18 protein-coding genes are annotated in these 20,549 nt (G+C 28.7%); 12 read left to right on the top strand and 6 right to left on the bottom strand.

The features are described 5' to 3' along the window. Positions 1-2: 2 nt before the first annotated feature. A complete protein-coding gene (gene coaD / locus JJ842_00555) occupies positions 3-476 on the bottom strand; it encodes a pantetheine-phosphate adenylyltransferase (GenBank protein ID MBO6970402.1) in 474 nt (157 codons plus the stop codon). Between the two features lie 59 nt (positions 477-535). Here coaD and JJ842_00550 point away from each other — a divergent pair, with 59 nt between their 5' ends. The 4 genes from JJ842_00550 to JJ842_00535 all read left to right on the top strand — a co-directional run bounded on the left by JJ842_00550 (position 536) and on the right by JJ842_00535 (position 4,287). Beyond that, the gene (locus JJ842_00550) at positions 536-1,024 is read left to right on the top strand and encodes a flavin reductase (protein ID MBO6970401.1); all 489 of its coding nucleotides are present in this window, start codon (positions 536-538) and stop codon (positions 1,022-1,024) included. Positions 1,025-1,033: 9 nt separating this feature from the next. Then, positions 1,034-2,992, top strand: coding sequence for an excinuclease ABC subunit UvrC (gene uvrC / locus JJ842_00545; GenBank protein MBO6970400.1), 1,959 nt, complete (start codon positions 1,034-1,036; stop codon positions 2,990-2,992). An 88-nt stretch (positions 2,993-3,080) separates the two neighbouring features. Next, complete coding sequence (hemJ, locus tag JJ842_00540) at positions 3,081-3,647, top strand: protoporphyrinogen oxidase HemJ (GenBank protein MBO6970399.1); 567 nt, start codon at positions 3,081-3,083, stop codon at positions 3,645-3,647. Next, positions 3,640-4,287 (top strand): PHP domain-containing protein, encoded by a 648-nt coding sequence (locus JJ842_00535; protein ID MBO6970398.1) that lies wholly within the window; start codon positions 3,640-3,642, stop codon positions 4,285-4,287. The genes hemJ and JJ842_00535 overlap by 8 nt, the downstream gene beginning before the upstream one ends. A gap of 1 nt (position 4,288) precedes the next feature. Here JJ842_00535 and cobN read toward each other — a convergent pair whose 3' ends face one another. Next, positions 4,289-8,026: a cobaltochelatase subunit CobN gene (gene cobN, locus JJ842_00530; protein ID MBO6970397.1), complete on the bottom strand. Its 3,738-nt coding sequence runs from the start codon at positions 8,024-8,026 to the stop codon at positions 4,289-4,291. Between the two features lie 72 nt (positions 8,027-8,098). Between cobN and JJ842_00525 the strand changes: the two genes are divergently transcribed. Both JJ842_00525 and metH read left to right on the top strand, forming a co-directional pair. After that, on the top strand, positions 8,099-9,013 hold the full coding sequence (locus tag JJ842_00525) for a branched-chain amino acid transaminase (protein MBO6970396.1): 915 nt from the start codon (positions 8,099-8,101) through the stop codon (positions 9,011-9,013). 17 nt (positions 9,014-9,030) lie between these two features. After that, complete coding sequence (metH, locus tag JJ842_00520) at positions 9,031-12,597, top strand: methionine synthase (protein MBO6970395.1); 3,567 nt, start codon at positions 9,031-9,033, stop codon at positions 12,595-12,597. 9 nt (positions 12,598-12,606) lie between these two features. Here the strand turns inward: metH and JJ842_00515 are convergent, their stop codons facing one another. Next, positions 12,607-12,825, bottom strand: a complete 219-nt coding sequence (locus tag JJ842_00515) for a hypothetical protein (GenBank protein MBO6970394.1) — start codon at positions 12,823-12,825, stop codon at positions 12,607-12,609. Between the two features lie 99 nt (positions 12,826-12,924). On the opposite strand from JJ842_00515, the gene JJ842_00510 reads away from it, so the two are divergent. Beyond that, entirely contained in the window at positions 12,925-13,308 is a 384-nt protein-coding gene (locus tag JJ842_00510; GenBank protein ID MBO6970393.1) for a DUF2237 domain-containing protein, read from the top strand. Between the two features lie 48 nt (positions 13,309-13,356). Then, complete coding sequence (locus tag JJ842_00505; protein ID MBO6970392.1) at positions 13,357-14,187, top strand: ATP adenylyltransferase; 831 nt, start codon at positions 13,357-13,359, stop codon at positions 14,185-14,187. Positions 14,188-14,190: 3 nt separating this feature from the next. Here the strand turns inward: JJ842_00505 and JJ842_00500 are convergent, their stop codons facing one another. Further along, the gene (locus tag JJ842_00500) at positions 14,191-14,370 is read right to left on the bottom strand and encodes a hypothetical protein (protein MBO6970391.1); all 180 of its coding nucleotides are present in this window, start codon (positions 14,368-14,370) and stop codon (positions 14,191-14,193) included. Between the two features lie 144 nt (positions 14,371-14,514). On the opposite strand from JJ842_00500, the gene JJ842_00495 reads away from it, so the two are divergent. Continuing rightward, entirely contained in the window at positions 14,515-15,525 is a 1,011-nt protein-coding gene (locus JJ842_00495; GenBank protein MBO6970390.1) for a molecular chaperone DnaJ, read from the top strand. A gap of 419 nt (positions 15,526-15,944) precedes the next feature. Here the strand turns inward: JJ842_00495 and JJ842_00490 are convergent, their stop codons facing one another. Further along, positions 15,945-16,193, bottom strand: a complete 249-nt coding sequence (locus JJ842_00490) for a hypothetical protein (protein ID MBO6970389.1) — start codon at positions 16,191-16,193, stop codon at positions 15,945-15,947. A gap of 105 nt (positions 16,194-16,298) precedes the next feature. After that, the gene (locus JJ842_00485) at positions 16,299-18,743 is read right to left on the bottom strand and encodes a phenylalanine--tRNA ligase subunit beta (protein MBO6970388.1); all 2,445 of its coding nucleotides are present in this window, start codon (positions 18,741-18,743) and stop codon (positions 16,299-16,301) included. Positions 18,744-18,844: 101 nt separating this feature from the next. Here JJ842_00485 and rpmG point away from each other — a divergent pair, with 101 nt between their 5' ends. Genes rpmG through JJ842_00470 form a run of 3 tightly spaced genes read left to right on the top strand, consistent with a single transcriptional unit; the run spans position 18,845 to position 20,504 of the window. After that, complete coding sequence (rpmG, locus tag JJ842_00480; GenBank protein MBO6970387.1) at positions 18,845-19,039, top strand: 50S ribosomal protein L33; 195 nt, start codon at positions 18,845-18,847, stop codon at positions 19,037-19,039. 12 nt (positions 19,040-19,051) lie between these two features. After that, a complete protein-coding gene (locus JJ842_00475; GenBank protein MBO6970386.1) occupies positions 19,052-19,273 on the top strand; it encodes a 30S ribosomal protein S18 in 222 nt (73 codons plus the stop codon). A gap of 46 nt (positions 19,274-19,319) precedes the next feature. Further along, complete coding sequence (locus tag JJ842_00470) at positions 19,320-20,504, top strand: RNB domain-containing ribonuclease (GenBank protein MBO6970385.1); 1,185 nt, start codon at positions 19,320-19,322, stop codon at positions 20,502-20,504. Positions 20,505-20,549: the final 45 nt, after the last annotated feature.

Here is a 20,549-nt window from a genome sequence, read left to right as displayed (position 1 = left end):
TATTATTTAAAATATTCTTTTAAATCCTTTTCAACAGAGGGGGGTACCATGTGATTAATTACACCCCCAAATTTTGCCACTTCTTTTACTAGAGAACTACTAAGAAAACTATAATTTGTATTTGTCGATAGAAATATAGTTTCAATATTGTTATTAAGAGATTTATTTGTATGAGAAATCTGAAGTTCATATTCAAAATCACTCATTGCTCTTAAGCCTCTAAGAATAAGATTAGCTTTTAGATCATTTGCACAATCAACAGTAAGTCCAGAATAAGAAATAACTTCAATATTAGGTAAATGAGAAAGAGAATTTTTAATTTGTATTATTCTTCTTTGAAGAGTAAATGTTGGGGTTTTAGAAGTATTTTCTAAAACAGCAACTACTAAATTGCCAAATATTTTTTCAGCCCTTTCTATTAAATCAAGATGCCCGTTAGTTAAAGGATCAAATGTACCTGGATAAAGAATTTTCATGAATTTATTATGATCGAATAAGAAATTTAGTTAAAATAAGATTATTAGATAAATCAATTATGACATTAAATCTAGAAGCAAAAAAAATCTTATTAAGAAAAATACCTCACGGATTATTTATTTGTGGCGTTAGAGACGAGGATAAAAATGAAGTGAATGGATTTACTGCAAGTTGGGTGACTCAAGGTTCCTTCACTCCCCCATTAGTTGTAATGGCAGTTAGAGCAGAGGGTTCTAGTCATGAGATAATAAAGTCTACCAATAAGTTCTCATTAAATGTGCTCAAAAGTGATCAAAAGGATCTAGCAGCTGTTTTTTTTAAACCCCAAAAAGCATTAGGAGGTAGATTTGAATCTGTTGAATTTAATTTAGGTGAGCTTGGATTGCCTATTTTAGTAGATAGTGTGGGTGGAGTTGAATGTAATGTTGTTGGAAGTGTTATTCATGGAGACCATACAGTTTTTGTAGGAGAGGTTAAATCTGCTTACTTGAATAACGATGTTGACTCGCTAAATTTATCATCAACTGGCTGGAATTATGGAGGTTAATCAATATAAATGAGTAATTCCTCAATCGAAACAATAGAAAACAAATATAATTTTAAAATTGAATATAAATTAATTAATAATAAGGAGTTATTAAAATCAAGATTATCCGAAATTCCAAAGTCATCTGGTTGTTATCTTTTTAAAGATATAGATAATAACTTACTTTATATTGGTAAATCTAAAAAACTACGCAGTAGGGTAAGTAGTTATTTCAATAATTATTCAGATTTAACTCCTCGATTAAGTTTGATGGTTCGTCAAATAACTGAAATTGAAATTATAGTCACGGATAGCGAATATGAAGCATTAAACTTAGAATCAAATTTAATTAAAACAAATAAACCATACTTTAATATTCTTTTAAAGGATGATAAGAAATATCCATATCTTTGCATAACATGGAGTGAAAAATATCCTCGAATATTTATTACAAGAAGAAGAAGAAATAGAAATAATTTAGATAGATATTATGGACCTTATGTTGATGTCGGATTATTAAGGAGAACATTATTTATGATAAAAAAAATATTTCCACTTAGACAAAGACCAAGACCAGTATATAAAGATAGAACTTGTTTGAATTATTCAATAGGTAGATGTCCAGGAGTTTGCCAAGAAGTTATATCATCTGACGATTATAAAAAAATAATGAAACAAGTATCTATGATATTTCAGGGAAGGAATGATGACTTAGAAATATTTTTACAAAAAAGAATGCTGCAATTTTCAAATGATTTAGATTATGAGAATGCTGCAAAAATAAGGGACCAAATTTCAGGTTTAAATTTATTAACTGAATCACAAAAAATATCAATACCAGATTCATCAATTAATAGAGATATCTTTGGAATTGTTTCAAAAAAAAATGTAGCTAGTATACAAATTTTCCAAATGAGATCTGGTAAACTCATTGGGAGAATTGGTTATAGTCAAAAACTAAATAATGAAGATGAAAATCTTATTCTACAAAGGGTATTAGAAGAGCATTATATGAATGTCGAAGGTGTAGAGATACCCTCAGAAATTCTTATTCAATATAGTCTTCCAAAACAATCAACAATAGAGGATTGGTTAACGGAGCTAAGAAAAAAGAAAGTAAAAATCCTAATCCCAAAAAGAAATAAAAAACATGAAACTGTAGAGATGGTTTTAAAAAATGCGAAATTAGAATTAGATAGAATATTGAATGGTATTCAAGATAGTGAATCATCAATTGAGGATCTTGCCCAAATACTTGAATTAAGCGAACAACCTAAAAGAATTGAAGGTTATGATATAAGCCATATTCAAGGTACAGACCCAGTAGCATCACAAGTCGTATTTATTGATGGAATTCCTTCTAAACAGCATTATAGAAAATATAAAATTAAAGATTCAAACGTTTTTTTAGGACATAGTGATGATTTTGCCTCGATATATGAAGTAATACATAGAAGGTTTAGAAAATGGTCAAGATTTAAAAAAAGCGGAGGGGATTTTTCAATATTAAATGATAAAACGAATAGCAAATTAGACAATGAACTTCTATCAGATTGGCCTGATTTAATAATGATTGACGGAGGTAAAGGGCAGTTAAATGCTGCTATTAAAGCATTAAAGGAATTAAATCTTGAAGAAGAAGTTACTATATGTTCATTGGCAAAAAAAAATGAAGAAATATTTATTCCAGGCTTTACAAAGTCTCTTGATACTGATGAAAATCAAAAAGGAGTCCTTCTATTAAGAAGGATAAGAGATGAAGCTCATAGATTTGCATTATCTTTTCATAGAGACAAAAGATCTAAGAGAATGAATAGATCACAATTGTCCCAAATCAGTGGTTTAGGTCCTTCAAGAATAAGAGAATTGCTTGAGCATTTTAAATCAATAGACGCAATAAGAATTGCTACTAAAGAGGATTTATCAAAAGTTAAAGGACTTGGAAAAAATTCAGTAAATGATATATATGAATATTTTCACGAGTTATAAATATTAATTAATTTTTGAAAAATAGATTTCTTGATATTGTTAATTATAACTATATTAAAAATATATATTTAGAAATTAATCTAGTAATTTGACAGCTGAAGCATATCTCTGGTTTAAATCACTACACATTATTGGTGTAATCGTTTGGTTCTCGGGACTTTTTTATTTAGTAAGACTTTTTATATATCATGAAGAATCTAAAAATATGGATAATGCATTAAAAATTGCCTTTAATAAACAATACACCTTAATGGAAAAAAGGCTGGCAAATATAATCACAACTCCTGGGATGATATTAGCTATAAGTATGGCTATATGTATGGTTATTATGCAGCCTAGTTGGTTAAGTGAGAAGTGGTTGCAAATTAAAATTTCTTTTGTTTTGGGATTAGTAATTTATCATTTTTATTGTTATAAAATAATGAATTCATTACAAAATGGTACCTCAACCATCTCAGCAAAAAAACTAAGATTATTAAATGAATTGCCTACTTTATTATTATTTATAATTGTACTTTTAGTTATTTTTAAAAATAATTTTCCAACAAGTATTGCTACATGGAGTGTAGTTGGACTTGTTATTTTCATGTTGGCTACAATACAATTATATGCAAAGATTAGAAAGAAAAATGAGAATTCATTAAGTAATGAATAGGCAAGACTTAATAAAATTAACTTCCAATATTAATAAAGATAGTTGTCCTAAAAATATTAATTTTCACTGTCATACAAAATTTAGTGATGGAAGTCTAGAAGCGCATGAACTTTTAGAACAAGCTTATAAAAATAACTTGAAATTTTTATCTATAACCGATCATCATACAATTAAAGCTCATGAATATATTAAAAAAAATAATATACTCAAAAAATATCCTAAAGATTCTTTTACATTAATTTCCGGAATAGAAATTAATTGTTTGATTCTAGGATGTTTAGTACATGTAATTGGATTGGGAATAGATATTAAAAGTAGATACCTAAATCCCTACATCCTTGGAGAATCTCCAATAGGTAATGATTTAAATATTAAATCAGTTATTAAAGCAATAAATTTAGCTGGTGGTTTATCATTTCTGGCACATCCAGCGAGGTACAGGGTTCCCTTTTATAAATTAATTCCGGAAGCCAAAATACAAGGTATTGATGGAATAGAGGTTTGGTACGATTATGAACTTAATGAAATATGGAATCCTAGTTTATTTGTATGTTCAGAAATTGATAAATTAGCAGATAAATATTCAATGCTGAAAACATGTGGGACAGATAGTCATGGACTTTCGCTATTAGGTAGATAATTCAGAATTCGTTTTTTTCAATTATTGAATCAGTATTAATAATTATGTTCTTTAAATTATCAATGACATCTGATGAACAATTATTCCACATTTTTCTATTAACAATTTCAAGAAATCTTTGTGCAATATCTCTTAAAGCCCATGGATTATTTTCTAGAAAAAAATTCCTAAGTTCCAGATCACATAACCATGATTTATAAACTTCCTCATAACACCAATCTGAGACTACTTCAGTAGAAGCATCAAAAGCATATAAGTAATCTAGTGTAGCTGAAAATTCAAACGCACCTTTATAACCATTATCCTTCATTCCATTTATCCATTTAGGGTTAAGTATTCTTGATATAACAACTTTATTAATTTCATCTTGTAATTTTGATATTTTAGATAATCCAAATTTTGATAAATCACCATGATACATTTCAGGTAATTTACCGCTCAATTTTTTTACTGCTGAAGATAATCCACCCTGAAACTGATAATAATCATCAGAATCTAAAATATCATGTTCTTTATTATCTTGGTTATGAACAACTAACTGAACATTTTTAAGAGCATTTTCTAATGATTTTTTATCCTCTATAGGTTCAAGATTATCACTGTAAATCCACTTACTCCAATTAAGAAAAGACTCTCCAAAATCATCAATATTTTCCCAATTAGAATTTGAAATCAGTTCTTGTAGACCAGCTCCATATGAACCTGGCGCTGATCCAAATATACGATTAATTGAATCACCATCCCTTGATGCCCTAGCAAGAGGGTTAAATTCATCATCCTCATTAAGATTAGAAACAAGATTTATTGCTTTAGAAGTTAATTTAACTAACTGTGGAAATGCATCTCTAAACATTCCCGAAATCCTTAATGTAACATCTACCCTTGGCCTGTCGATAACAGATAAAGGAATTATTTCTAGATCTACTACTCTTCTTGAAGGCCCATCCCAAATAGGCTGTACTCCTAATAAATATAGTATTTGACAAATGTCTTCGCCACCATTTCTCATTGTAGATGTTGCCCATACAGATATTGCTATTTTTTTTAAATCTTCTCCATTATCTTGTTTGTATAAATCAAGTATTTGTGAAGCGGATTGACAACCAACAATCCATGCTGATTCAGTTGGCAGACCTCTCGAATCAACTGAAAAGAAATTTTTGCCAGTGGGTAAAGCTTCAGTTTTACCTCTCGTAGGGGCTCCAGAAGGACCACTTTTTACATATTGTCCATTTAATGAATTCATAAATGATAATTTCTCATTATATGAAGAATTAATGATTGGATATAGAATCTCTTTTTTTAATAATAAAAAATACTTAGTATGTTTTTTTTCATTAAAGAAATAATCTATTATTTTCTGATTTTTATATTTATCTAGATTTTTTATATTGGTATTCTTTTTGTAAAAAAACAAATATATTAAATACTTTGCTTGTTGTTCCAAAAAATCAATAGCCATTCTAAAGTTTAAAATGTTTTTGTTGGAAAAAGTCAATAATATTTTTTTATCCTTTTCACTTAACATTTGATCATATTGATTTGTCCAAGGATTCAAATCTAGTCTTAAATGTTTTGCTATATATTGAATAACACCAATTCGGTTGGAATTTGGTACTCTAGCAATACACAAGAATAAATTTATTTCATTAATTTCATTCTGCCTATTGCCAAAAATATGCAAACCTGTCCTAATTTGAGATTCTTTAATGTTGCAAAGGAAGGAATCAATTTCTTCTATTTGATTATTTTTATTCTTTAAAGTAATTTCGCTGAAATCATTTTTAATTAATTCAAAAATAGATTTTTCTATTATTTTAATCCGATTAGAATTTAATAATTTTGCCTCAAAATATTCGTCTAAATAATTTTCTAATATTGAATATTTTCCATATAATTCTGACCTATCCAAAGGAGGAGTTAAATGATCAATGATTGTTGCAGCAGTTCTTCTTTTAGCTTGGGATCCTTCTCCAGGATCATTTACGATGAAGGGATATATGTTTGGTATTGCTGGACAAATAATATTTGGAAAACATTTATTGCTGAGACCTATAGATTTTCCAGGTAACCATTCAACAGTCCCATGTTTACCAATATGGCACATAGCATTTGCATTAAAAACTTTTTCAATCCAAAAATATTGTGCTAAATATCTATGGGGAGGTGGAAGATCGGGAGAATGAATATCTCTATCAGTGAAAGCGTCATAACCTCGTTGAGGTTGAATCAATAATGTTATTTTTCCAAATCTAATACCGTTTATTGAGAAGCCTTTATTATCTAGATCGATCGCATCAGATGGTTTACCCCAACGATTAACAATAATATTTTTGGGATCAAGTTCTAAATAATTCCAATATTTTAAATATTCACTAAGTGGTAAGTAATCTAATGGTTTATTGTTTTGAGATTCAATATCATTAGTTCTAGTTTTTATAAGCATTGACATTAATTCCGCAGAATCTTGAGGATAATTACAAGATCCAAGGTCATAACCTTCTTCTTTTAACCAATTAAAAATATTTATTATTGAAGATGGTGTATTTAGTCCAACGCCATTACCGATTCTTCCGTTTTTTACTGGATAATTACTTATTACTAAACAAATTCTTTTATCAAAATTATTAAGTTTCTGAAGTTTCACATAATTTGTTGCAAATTTTGAAATCCATTGAATACCTACTTGATCAGCTTTGTAACTAGTTATTTCACTATATAGTGTATTTTTCTTAGAAATTATTTCTTTAAATGCTGAAGGACAGGTAGTAATTCTTCCATCAAATTCGGGAATAATTATTTGCATTAATAAATCAGATGAATTCATTCCAATAGATGAATTTAACCACTTTTTTCTTGATCTATTAGAAGAAAGTAGCTGTAAAATTGGAATTTTAAGAGAAGTAAAAATATTTGTTGAATTTTCAATTAAATCGTTATTTTTGATTTGAGATGAAGAAAATGAAGTTGTGGTAATTATTAGTTTAATATCTTCTTTTTTACAAAAGTCTATTAATTTCTTCTGAATAATATGATCTTTTAGTGTTGATATAAAAAATGTTTTAGGAGATAGTCCGCATTTTCTTAATTGCAAGTTAAGTTTCTCGTTTACATCAATTTCATTAGCCAAAAAAAGTGATTTATAGGATATTATTCCTATCTTTTCGCCTTTTTCATTTTTCCAATCATGTAGATAGGGATCTGCATAAAAAGTAATATTTAAAAACTCATCAGGAATTAAGTTTTCATCTACAACTAAATAATTTAAACAATTAAGAAACTTTCTATAGTTATCCAGTCCTCCAGATCTTAGTAATCTAGAAATATTTAATGCAATATCTTTATCTATACTACTTATTTCACATAAGGAAATTTCCTGATCAAATGTACCTGATAGGATTACTAACTTCCTTTTTATATTAACTGCTTGCCAATTTAAAAGTTGTTCAATTCCATAGTTCCATGTACCTTTATCTCCAAATATTCTTACTACGACAACTTTTGCATAATTAATTGTTTTTAACAAATAATTATCTATTTGAGCTGAGGAATTTAAATTAGAAATTTCTAAAGCTCTTATATTATTTTTTAATGAAGCAAATTCTTTTTCTATCAATAAGTTTGATATAAGATTTAAGTCAGTCTTGACACTTGTTATAAAAATAAAATCTGCAGCTGGTTGCTCAATTAAATCATCTTTATTCTTTTCATTTCCTGCTATATTTAATATCCTGTGCATTTTTATATATAAATAAGGTTTAGAATACGTAAGTAGGATAAAACAAGTTTACCTTAATTAAATAAATTAAATATGCATGAATTTCTTCCATACGCCTGGTTCGAAGGTAAATGTATTCCATTTAAAGAAGCAAAAATATCAATAGCTACTCATGCACTACATTATGGTACTGCTGCATTTGGAGGAATGCGAGCGATACCTAACCCAACAAACAAAGAAGAATTCCTTTTGTTTAGAACTGATAAACATATAAAAAGATTATCTCAAAGTGCAAAATTACTCTTAAATGAAATTTCTGAAGAATATATTTTTAAAGCCTTAGAAGAAGTTATAAAAAGAAACAAGCCAGAAAAACCTATCTATATAAGACCATTTGTATATACAAGCGATTTAGGTATAGCTCCAAGGTTACATAATATTGAAACAGATTTCTTTATTTATTGTATTGAACTAGGAGATTATCTATCCCCAGATGGTGTTTCTTGTAGAATGAGTAGTTGGACAAGACAAGAAGATAGATCTCTCCCCTTAAGAGGAAAAATAAGTGGAGCATATATCACTAGTTCATTAGCCAAAACAGAAGCTAGTTTATCGGGTTTTGATGAAGCCCTGCTATTAAATTCAAGTGGTAAGGTAAGCGAAGCTAGTGGTATGAATTTATTTATTGTAAGGAATGGAGACTTAATCACTCCTGGCGTTGATCAAGATATCCTTGAGGGGATTACTAGAGCTAGTGTAATTGAATTAGCAAAATCATTTGGAATAAATGTAATTGAGAGGCCTGTTGATAAAACAGAATTATTAATAGCAGATGAAGTTTTTCTAACTGGTACAGCAGCAAAAATTACACCAGTTAAAAAAATCGAATCAACTGAATTAAATGCTGAAAGACCAATAATGAATAAATTAAAAAGTAAGCTTATAGAAATAACAGAAGGTCGTTCTCAAGACTATGATAATTGGGTAACAAGAATTTCACTAAAATAAAATAATCTTACCTAAAAATGGAATCTTTCAGAACCTATTTAAATAGAGATGAAAAACCATTAATTATTTTTGACGGAGGGACTGGAACATCTTTTCAGAACTTAAATCTTACTGCAGATGACTTTGGAGGAAAAGAATTAGAGGGATGTAATGAAAACCTTGTTTTATCATCCCCAGAGTTAGTTCAGAAGGTTCATAATTCATTTTTAGAAGCAGGTTGTCATGTTATAGAAACTAATACATTTGGAGCCTCATCAATAGTTCTCGATGAATATAATATTGCGGATAAGGCTTATGAGATAAATAAAAATGCGGCATTTATAGCAAAAAAAGCTGCTATCAAATACTCATCAGTTGATAAACCAAGGTTTGTAGCAGGTTCAATTGGGCCAACAACTAAATTACCCACCTTAGGACATATAGATTTTGATGAATTAAAGCAATCATATAAAGAACAAATTTATGGTCTTATAGATGGAGGAGTTGATCTTCTTTTGATTGAAACTTGTCAGGATGTTTTACAAATTAAATCTGCCTTATTAGCATCAAAAGAAATTCTTGAAAGTAAAAATATTGATATACCTTTAATGGTATCTATAACAATGGAAACAACAGGTACTATGCTTGTTGGATCAGATATTGCTTCTGCATTAACAATATTAGAGCCATTTAATATAGATATCCTTGGACTTAATTGTGCAACTGGTCCAGAGCAAATGAAGGAACATATTAAATATTTGTCTGAAAATTCTCCCTTCGCTATAAGCTGTATTCCCAATGCAGGTCTTCCTGAAAATATTGGTGGTGTAGCTCACTATAGATTAAAGCCAATAGAATTAAAGATGCAGTTAATGAATTTTATATATGACTTTAATGTTCAATTAATAGGTGGATGTTGTGGGACAACACCTGAACATATAAAATACCTGTCTTCAATAATCGATGAAATTAATGATAATGAAAAAACTAACAACAATGGTAAGAAAAATTTAAGCGGTTTTATTCCATCGGCCTCATCAATATATAACTCTGTACCATATAAACAAGACAATTCAATTTTGATAGTAGGAGAAAGATTAAATGCAAGTGGATCGAAAAAGGTAAGGGAGTTATTAAATAACGACGATTGGGATGGCTTAGTTGCAATTGCCAAGCAACAACAAAAAGAAAATGCTCACGTTCTAGATGTAAATGTCGATTATGTAGGAAGAAACGGAGTAAATGATATGAAAGAAATAACTTCAAGACTAGTTACCAATATAAATTTACCATTAATGATTGACTCTACAGATGCTGACAAAATGGAAAGTGGATTAAAGTCAGCTGGTGGTAAATGTATTATAAATTCAACCAATTATGAAGATGGCAATGAAAGGTTTGATCAAGTTCTAAATTTAGCCATAGGGTATGGTTCAGGTCTTGTTGTCGGAACAATTGATGAAGATGGAATGGCAAGGGATTCAGAAAAAAAATATAAGATTGTAAAAAGAGCGATTAATAGAACAAGAGAATGTGGTTTGTCAGATTATGAGCTATTTTTTGATCCATTAGCTTTGCCAATATCTACAGGGATAGAAGAAGATAGATTAAACGCTAAAGAAACTATTAGTGCTATATTAAAAATTCGTGAAAATTTCCCAGATATTCATATCATACTTGGGATATCAAACATTAGTTTTGGTCTATCACCATTATCAAGAATTAATCTAAATTCAATATTTTTAGATGAATGCATTAAAGCAGGATTAGATTCTGCTATCATCGCACCAAATAAAATTTTGCCATTATCAAAAATTTCTGAAGAAACTAAAAAGCTTTGCTTAGATTTGATTTATGATAAAAGAGAATTTGAAGATGATATTTGTATTTATGATCCATTAGTAGAATTAACAAAGGCTTTTCAAGATTTATCTATTCAAGATTTCAAAAAAGCTTCTTTAGAAAATAAAAAGCTATCTCTTGAAGAAAGTCTTAAAAATCATATTATTGATGGAGAAAAAATAGGATTAGAGGATCAATTAAAGAAAGCGTTAAAGAAATATAAACCTCTTGAAATAATTAATACCTTTTTACTAGATGGGATGAAAGTTGTAGGAGATTTGTTTGGTTCAGGTCAAATGCAATTGCCATTTGTGCTCCAATCCGCTGAAACAATGAAATTTGCTGTTTCAATTTTAGAACCATATATGGAAACTGTAGATGAAAAAATATCAAATGGAAAACTCTTAATTGCAACTGTCAAAGGCGATGTACATGATATTGGAAAAAATTTAGTAGATATAATACTTACAAATAATGGTTATGACGTAATAAATCTAGGAATAAAGCAAGATGTTTCAGCAATTATAGATGCACAAAAAAAGCACAATGCAGATTGCATCGCTATGAGCGGATTACTTGTTAAATCAACTGCTTTTATGAAAGATAATTTAGAGGCTTTTAACAATGAAAATATTAGTGTACCAGTAATATTAGGAGGAGCAGCCTTAACCCCAAAATTTGTAAATGAGGACTGTAGCAAAATATATAAAGGGAAAATATTGTACGGAAAAGATGCGTTCACTGATCTTAAATTTATGAATGAATATATGGATAATAAGAAAAAGGGTAATTGGTCAAATACAGAGGGTTTCATTAATAATGAGGGTATAAATATTAATTTAGCCTCACCAAAATCCAACTCTCAAGCAGTTAAAAAATCAATATCCATACATACCGAGACTTCCAAATTAAATTTAAAAGAAAATTTTATAAGATCTAAATTTATAAATGAAGAAGATCCAATTCAAGCCCCTTTCTTGGGAACGAAAGTCTTGAACGATTTTGATATAGATTTAAATAAGTTAATATTTTATTTAGATACAAAAGCTCTATTTAGCGGGCAATGGCAAATAAAAAAAGGAAAAAACCAAAGCGTAGATGAATATAATAACTATTTAAATTCATATGCTAAACCATTGTTAGATAAATGGTTAGAGATAATCATAGAGAAAAAACTTATATCACCCAAAGCAGTTTATGGATATTTCAGATGTGGGAGAATAGATAATAGTATTTTCTTATTTGATGAGAAATCATTAAATAAAATTTCCCAATTTAATTTTCCACGACAAAAATCTGGGAATAATTTATGCATAGCTGATTTTTATTGTGATTTGAAAAATGATAAACCGATAGATATATTTCCTATGCAGGCAGTAACCATGGGCGATATTGCTAGTGAATATTCTCAAAAATTATTTAAAGAAGATAAATATAGCGATTATTTGTTATTCCATGGACTTACAGTGCAATTAGCAGAAGCTCTAGCTGAGTATGTGCATGCATTAATTCGTATTGAATGTGGTTTTAGGTCTGAAGAACCAGACAAAAATAGAGAAATACTAGCTCAAAAATATAGAGGAGCTAGATATTCCTTTGGTTATCCTGCATGTCCAAAAGTATCTGATTCAAACATACAATTATCATTGTTGGATGCAAAAAGAATAAACTTGACCATGGATGAATCTGAACAACTCCATCCAGAACAAAGTACTACAGCTATCATTTCACTACACTCAAAAGCTAAATATTTCAGCGCTTAAGCTAAATTTTTAGTTGTTTTCTAAATATTCAATAATTTCTTCCTGTAGTTCCTCCATCGTTTCATTATCACCCAGATCAATTCCCTCACCCGCGGCATCCTGTGTTAACTCAAGATAATATGAAGCACCATCACTAGATAAAAATTCTAATGCGGAGGTTTCATCACTATCTTTAAAAGCTTCATAAAGAGCTTTAAATGCAATGTTTTCAGTAAAGTCCCAATCCATATTGAAAAAAACCTTATTAGAATTATTACCTCCTCACCCCCCATACTCGTCAACCTTTTTTAAAGAAATGTTGGTGTTTTATTATTATTAAAAAATTCTATGACTATAAATAATCAAAATCAGTTAAATGTCCTTGGAGAAGAAATTGAGGTTTGTAGTTGCTCACCTATGACAGGGTGGTTCAGGGATGGATTTTGCAACTATGACAAAAATGATGGAGGGAATCATTCAATATGTTGTGTAATGGATGATAATTTCCTGAAATATAGTAAATCACAAGGTAATGATTTAATAACTCCCATGCCTATTTATTCTTTCCCAGGACTAAAGGATGGTGATCATTGGTGTATTTGCCTTGATAGGTGGAAGCAAGCATTATTAGACGGTCTTGCACCAAAAGTTATATTAGAATCAACGAATATTGTAGTCTTAGAATCAGTACCTCTGGAAAAATTGAAAGAATATCAATTTAATAAAAAGTAATTACAAGTTAAAATTTTTTTTTAAAATGATAATGATAAATTTTTTTAAATGAGTTTAGAAATATATTGGAAAAAAGCACTAGAACAAACTCGATTATCAATTGATGATGAATCATTATATCCTCTCAAAACTGATATTATTACAAGAGATTTATATGAAAAAGACGACTTCATAATTAGGAAACTCGATACTTCAAAATTTAATAAAAAAAAATTTTATGGTCCTAAGCAAAATCCATTTTGTCCTTGGGAAAAGATACTAGAAATTGATAAAATTGGTGATAATCATCAACTAATATTAAATAAGTACCCTGTACAAAAAGGTCATATTCTACTTATTACAAATGAATGGAAACCTCAAAATGGATGGTTAGATATTAAAGATTGGAGAGCGATCCAACAAGTTAATAATGATACTAGTGGATTATGGTTTTTCAATAGTTCTCCAATTGCGGGAGCAAGTCAACCTCACAGGCATTTTCAACTTCTGCGTAGATCCAAAGGTGAGATATCATGCCCTAGAGAAAAGTGGTTTTTAGAGATGAACTCATATCAAGATCAAGATAGTAAGCTTAAAAAAAATATTATTGTATCCAAATTTAATTTTTTAGAAAATCCATCATGTCTTTTTGAATTTTACTTAGAATTATCCAAGAAATTAGGACTTGGGGACCCTATTAGAGATAAGAAACCGATATATCCTTACAATATTTTAATAACTAATAAATGGATCGCTATTATTAAAAGAAAAAGTGATCATATTCATGGTTTTAGTATTAACGGTTTAGGATTTGCAGGTTATTTATTAGTTACTGAAAATTCAAATATTAATTATTTAAAGAAATTTGGCCCTGAAAAACTTCTAGAAAGTTTTGTTTAAATACTAGTTAGTTACTTCAATTTCCTTATCCCTGCTTATTTGGCTTTCTAGAACTTCTATAGATGCTGTTACAGAGGCAATTTTACGTTCAAGTGAATCCTTAATATAATTGAGCATTTCTAATTTCTTATGTTGATAAAAACTCTTTTTTTCTTTAGATGACTTGAAATAACAATTAAACATTTTTTATTTCTATTATAAAAAGATACTTAAATGACTTGTGACATAAAAAAAAATTGGTTTTAATTTAAAAACAAAATTCCTTATGGACTTTCAATTTTTTTTGAATAAAATTAAATAAATTCCATACTATTCAAGAAAATATTATTGAATATTCCTGAAAATTCAAAAACAAAGAGAATTTCAATTGATTTACCTGAGGAACTAATTTCCAGGTTTGATCAATTACGAAAAGAGTGGGGATTTAGAGCAAGAGGACCTGTAATAGAAAAGATACTTAAAGAACTTCTTAAAGATGATGATTTATTACCTAAGAACCAACAGCAAGAAATAGACTTTAACGAGAATAAGAATAATGATAATTTAAATATGGATGAAGATACTGCATTGGTATTAATTAAATCAGACTTAAAAAAAGAAATTAATGAGATATCTTTGAATAAAAAATTTACAAATAACAATCAATATAATGAAAAAGCCAATTCAAACATAAGCCTTCCCAATTTTGTTGAAAAAAAAGTTAAGAATCTAAGAAGAAGTATTAATAGTGAAAAATTAAAGGGGAATATTAATGATATTCAAATTAATACAATTAAAGAAACTGAATTAATAAAATGTCGAATTGGGTTAATTAGTCATTGGAAAACCTTATATGGATCAGTTCCTAATGATCATGTAGTAGAAGCTTCGATGGATTGGTTTGAAAGGGATATATGGCCAAATCTTGATGGAACTGAAAATCTACCCTTTACTTGGAGTGCAGCCAATAAATTAATGTCAGAATTATGCCCATTTTGGATAAAGAAAAATCCATCCCTTGAAATTGTTTTATTAATGATTGGCGTTTTAGAAGACCCTTTTGCTACATCAGATCTGATAAATAGAATACCAACACTTATGAGAAGGTTTGTAAGTAGATTTAAGCGAAATAATAGATCAAATTCATTTGAAACTTTAGACTCAACAATGACAGTACATGGAGCACTTAAATTATTGAATTTATCAACATCCGCAGGATCCGCTCATTCGTTCCGTAAAATTAGGGAGGCCTATAAATCAATAGCCTTAGAGACGCATCCAGATGCTGGAGGATCAACAGATCAAATGAGAAAATTAAATGAAGCATATCAATTGCTTAAAAATCTATACAGAAATTAGTATACTAATTCTCAAATAAGACTATTAATAAGTCTAATTAATAGTCTCATATAAGATGGTAGTTAAGTTTAAAATTTTTAATTTTGATCAATTATTTTTATTCAAATTTATAAAAACAATAATTATGCATAAATGAAATTAAAATAAATTTGCTTTTAAAAACAAAAAGATATTTGTATAGTAATTCTTATATAAGACTTAACATAAGTCTATTATATAGTCTCAAAATAGATAAATAAGATAATTTGATTTTTAAATATGGATAAATCATTCCTAAGCTGTTTATTACTTAGGAAATATTAAAAATTAAATAAAAAATCTAAAAACTATGTCCTTTCAATGTCCAGGAAATTTATAAGGGCTAAAAAGTCTTACTAAAAAAGGCTTTTATATTTTCCCGTACTGCCTTATAGACAGTACTACTTACTTTGAAGTTTTTGAATCGCAGTTTGTTTATCAATACTAGGGACATCACTTAATCCGTTAGCATCAAACCAAGGGGCGCTCGCCCAGTCAAACCCTTCCCCAAATGTATTATCTGGTGCAGTTATATACCAATGACATGAAGCATCTGGCACGTCAACAGAACATTTCGACCAATCGGCAGACCACTGAGGGACTTGTACCCAAAGCAGAGAAGATAGAAGTAGTGATAGGAGATTAATCATGATACTTATCATACAACATTAGTTGTTTTTACATGATTATTACTTGTCTTATATAAGAATTAGATATAGACTAGTTTAAAGTCTTATATGAGACTAATAATACAGCTAATTCCTTAATTTAGTATTAAAACTTTTTTCAACATTAGAAATGATATTTGAATGTATTGATGAAATGTCCGAGTCCAGTAATGTTTTATCTTTATCTCTATAAGATAATCTAAATGTATAACTTATATGATCATCTCCAAATTTAGTATCTTCAAAAACATCAATTAAGCTTACATCCTCTAAGAGATTTTTTCCTGTTTTTCTAATTTGTGATGTTATCTCGCTAACTAAAAATTTCTTGCTGAAAACAAAATTTATATCCCTTTCCATTTTCGGAACAATTGGATATTGCTTATATATTGGAATCCATTTATTTTTTCTTGTACTAGCTCTCAAGAGGTTAGAAACATTGAGGCTAAATAAATAAACTTTTTTTAATGATTTCTTTTCTAATATTAGTCTAGGATGAATTTCACCAAAATAACCTGCATCTTTCCCTTCAATAACTAATTTCGTTGTTCTTCCTGGATGAAGAAAATCAATTGAATCAGTAGGTTTATCTTCAATTTTTATGTCCAAAGATGATAAAGCCTCCTTTAACTTTCCTCTTGCCTGGTAATAATTAAGATCGTTATCCTTACCCGAATTTATCCATTTCCCAAATTTTTTATTTCCATAAATCGCACCATTCAAAACTTCTTCTTGAATAAACTGAGTTTTCTTTTGAAAAATATTTCCAATTTCAAATATATAACAACTTGCTTGTCCAGCTTTTATATTACGATTCACGATCTCCAAATGTTCTTTCCAGATATTATCTCTAAGACAACTTGTTTCTAACAACAAAGGATTAGAAATCCTTATAAGTTTTTCATTATCTTCCGGAACAAGAGAGTAGCTTAGTACCTCGTTAAATCCATTTTCTATAAAACCATTTTTTACTTTTCTCAATGCCAATTGCTCTGAGGTTAATTTTCCAGGCTTAATTGGATTAGGAAGGTTTAAGTCGAATCTGTCATACCCTATTAATCTCGCTATTTCTTCAATTAAATCTATTTCTCGTATTAAATCATGTGATCTATTTGGAATTACTGCTACATCCCAGCCATACTCTTTACTCTTTAAAGTACAACCTATTAGTGTTAATTTATCAACTATTTCATTATCAGCTAAATTTCTTTTTTCAAATTGATCGTTAATTATTAATGGACCAAGAATTTTATGTATTCGATTTCTCCTTAGTTTAATAAATATATCCTCATTACTTATTAAATTGGAAGTATTGATGATCGGTGAATTAATAGAAAAATATTCTTCTAAAAGATTAATTGCCCTTGTTACTGCACTTATTGTATTTTTTGATGAAATCCCTTTTTCGTACCTGCTGCTAGATTCTGTTCTTATGCCTACCGCCTTTGAAGATTTTCTTATAGTAACTGGATTAAAAACAGCGCCTTCAAGGTAAATAGATGAGGTAGTATTATTTACAGAAGTCTCTAAACCGCCTATCACCCCAGCAATTGCTACAGGTTTATCACAACAAGTAATAACTGTGATATTTTCATTTAAGTCATATTCTTTACCATCTAAACAAATAAGGCTTTCATTAACCCTTCCTTTTCTTACAGAGAAATCGTCTGGAGAAACTTCCTTGCCAATTAAGTTTGATAGCTTATCTTTATCAAACGCATGCAAAGGTTGACCTTGTTCTAAAAGAATATAATTTGTCAAATCAACTAGAAGATTAATAGACTTTATACCTGATTTTTCTATACGGTCTTTAAGCCAATTTGGCGATAATTCTTCTCCACTTACTCCATCAATACAGCTTATTGTATAAATGCAATCAGATTCTATAGCCTCTGTACAAAGATTTATTCCCTTAAGTAAATTAATACTGTATTTATGGTTTAATTCTGGAAAATTTAAGGTTGATTCTAAAAGGGCAGAAATTTCACGGGCTATACCAATAACAGACATTCCGTCAGGTCTATTAGCTGTAATGGCTAAATCATATATAAAATCATTTAATTGAAGCAAGTCAGACGCTGGAGTGCCCAATTCATGTTTTAAGGCTAAATCTTCATCAATGATGTTTATACCTTCGCTAGACTCCTCTAAACCCAGTTCCTGCAATGAACATATCATTCCTTCACTCATGACTCCTCTAATTTCACTTCTTTTAATAGTTAAATCAACTGCGTTTAATTTCGCGCCAACAGTAGCAACATAAACATAAATATTTGGTTTAATATTGCACGCACCACAGATAATTTGTAAATTCTTTGAAGTACCAATATCAACTTGGCAAATTGAAAGTTTGTCCGATCCTTCATGTTTTAAAACAGATAATACCTTACCTAAAACAACACCATTTACATTTTCTGAACAATCTTCTAATGATTCAACCTCAAATCCACCAATAGACAATTTCTCAGAGAGATCTTCAGGAGTAGAAGTAATTTCTACTAAATTTTTCAACCAATTTTGAGAAACTTTCATATATATTTTTTAATCAATGATGATAAAAGAAATGAGTATATCTTCAAAAAAGTTTGTTGAAGATGTACAATAGAAAATTATACAATAAAGTATTAATTAAAATGGCCAAAAAAGGGACAAGAGTTGTAGTGACCCTGGAATGTACTGAAGCTAGGACAAGCACAGATCCTAAGAGATCAAATGGTGTCTCAAGATATACTACTGAAAAGAATCGTAGAAATACAACTGAAAGATTAGAACTAAAAAAGTTTAATCCTCATTTAAACAGAATGACAATTCACAAGGAAATTAAGTAATCAAATTAAATCATGCCTAATTCAATTTTTAAAAAACAATTATCACCTATCAAACCTGGAGATCCTATTGATTATAAGGATGTAGAATTACTAAAAAAATTCATAACTGAGAGGGGAAAAATACTCCCAAGAAGGATGACAGGTTTAACTTCTAAGCAACAAAGAGATCTTACATTAGCTGTAAAAAGAGCCAGAATTGTAGCTCTTTTACCCTTCGTAAATCCTGAAGGATAGTTTCATATTGATTTATAGTTGGCACTATAATTAATTGTTCAAATATTTGAAAGATTTAACTAATTTAAAAACATATATTATTGACTCTGATGATCCACATGAAGTTGATGATGCCATTTCCTTAGAGATAAAAGAAGGAAATAAAAAACATTTATGGATACATATTAGTAATCCATGCAAACTCTTTTTGCATGACTCTCATGTTGATTTAAATGCAAGAAAGAGAAATAGCAGTTTATATTTAATTGATCAATATATCCCAATGCTTCCTAAAGATATTCTTGAAAAGGCAAATCTAGCTCAAAATAAAGTTTCAGAAACTATTAGCGCAGCAATAGAATTCAATGACGATGGATCAATAAGTAAATATGAAATAGCTGAAGCGATAATAAAACCAAAATATCAATTAACATATGAAGATGCAAATGAAATATTAGAATTAGAACCTAAAGAAGAAATAGAATTAATTGAGATTAAAAATTTATTAGAAAAAAGTATTACATTCAGAAAAAAACAAGGAGCAATTATTTTTGAAAGTGCTAATAATAAAATTAAATTATATGAGGATAGGATTATACTAACTAAATTAGAGAAAACATTATCACAAATTATAGTTGCAGAATCAATGATATTAATGGGTTATGTAACAAGTTTATTTATAAATAAATATAATTTAGCGGCTGCATTTAGGATTCAGAAATTAAACTGCAATCCATCAGAAATACTTAATAAATATATAGATAGTGAAATTAAATATATATTACTAAAACAATATATGGGGAAAAGTTATATAACAACTAAACAAGGAACCCATGAATCATTGGGCCTAAAAATGTATCTACAATGTACTTCACCATTAAGAAGATACCTAGATCTAATTATACAAAGACAAGTATATAATAAACTCAACAATTATGAACCTCTTAGTATATCAACGATATCAAAGATTATAGAATATTCAAAAAGTAGACAAATAGAGAATAATAATATTTTTAAAAATGATAAACTTAAGTATTTAAAATTATTTTTTCAAAATGAAAAAAAACCTTTTTTTAAAATAATATTTGTTAAGTGGATTAATCATAAAAAAAATATAGCTTTGGTTTATTTTAAAGATTATTCACTAGAAGTACTTATTACTCTTTTTGTATCAATAGAAATATATAGTAATAAAATATATAAAGTTAAATATATTAATAATGATAATAATCTTTTAGAGTTTATTTATTAATAGAATTATAAATATAATAGGTTGTTATTAGTTTAAAAAATATCT

The organism is Prochlorococcus marinus CUG1433 (assembly GCA_017644425.1).
Lineage (GTDB): Bacteria > Cyanobacteriota > Cyanobacteriia > PCC-6307 > Cyanobiaceae > Prochlorococcus_A > Prochlorococcus_A marinus_U.
This window is presented reverse-complemented; position numbering and strand designations above follow the sequence as displayed.

What these genes read in the sequence shown, in the direction of transcription:
- coaD (MBO6970402.1), bottom strand. Translation starts at nt 476, where the DNA reads ATGAAAATTCTTTATCCAGGTACATTTGATCCTTTAACTAACGGGCAT.
- JJ842_00550 (MBO6970401.1), top strand. Translation starts at nt 536, where the DNA reads ATGACATTAAATCTAGAAGCAAAAAAAATCTTATTAAGAAAAATACCT.
- uvrC (MBO6970400.1), top strand. Translation starts at nt 1,034, where the DNA reads ATGAGTAATTCCTCAATCGAAACAATAGAAAACAAATATAATTTTAAA.
- JJ842_00535 (MBO6970398.1), top strand. Translation starts at nt 3,640, where the DNA reads ATGAATAGGCAAGACTTAATAAAATTAACTTCCAATATTAATAAAGAT.
- cobN (MBO6970397.1), bottom strand. Translation starts at nt 8,026, where the DNA reads ATGCACAGGATATTAAATATAGCAGGAAATGAAAAGAATAAAGATGAT.
- JJ842_00525 (MBO6970396.1), top strand. Translation starts at nt 8,099, where the DNA reads ATGCATGAATTTCTTCCATACGCCTGGTTCGAAGGTAAATGTATTCCA.
- metH (MBO6970395.1), top strand. Translation starts at nt 9,031, where the DNA reads ATGGAATCTTTCAGAACCTATTTAAATAGAGATGAAAAACCATTAATT.
- JJ842_00515 (MBO6970394.1), bottom strand. Translation starts at nt 12,825, where the DNA reads ATGGATTGGGACTTTACTGAAAACATTGCATTTAAAGCTCTTTATGAA.
- JJ842_00510 (MBO6970393.1), top strand. Translation starts at nt 12,925, where the DNA reads ATGACTATAAATAATCAAAATCAGTTAAATGTCCTTGGAGAAGAAATT.
- JJ842_00505 (MBO6970392.1), top strand. Translation starts at nt 13,357, where the DNA reads ATGAGTTTAGAAATATATTGGAAAAAAGCACTAGAACAAACTCGATTA.
- JJ842_00500 (MBO6970391.1), bottom strand. Translation starts at nt 14,370, where the DNA reads ATGTTTAATTGTTATTTCAAGTCATCTAAAGAAAAAAAGAGTTTTTAT.
- JJ842_00490 (MBO6970389.1), bottom strand. Translation starts at nt 16,193, where the DNA reads ATGATTAATCTCCTATCACTACTTCTATCTTCTCTGCTTTGGGTACAA.
- JJ842_00485 (MBO6970388.1), bottom strand. Translation starts at nt 18,743, where the DNA reads ATGAAAGTTTCTCAAAATTGGTTGAAAAATTTAGTAGAAATTACTTCT.
- rpmG (MBO6970387.1), top strand. Translation starts at nt 18,845, where the DNA reads ATGGCCAAAAAAGGGACAAGAGTTGTAGTGACCCTGGAATGTACTGAA.
- JJ842_00475 (MBO6970386.1), top strand. Translation starts at nt 19,052, where the DNA reads ATGCCTAATTCAATTTTTAAAAAACAATTATCACCTATCAAACCTGGA.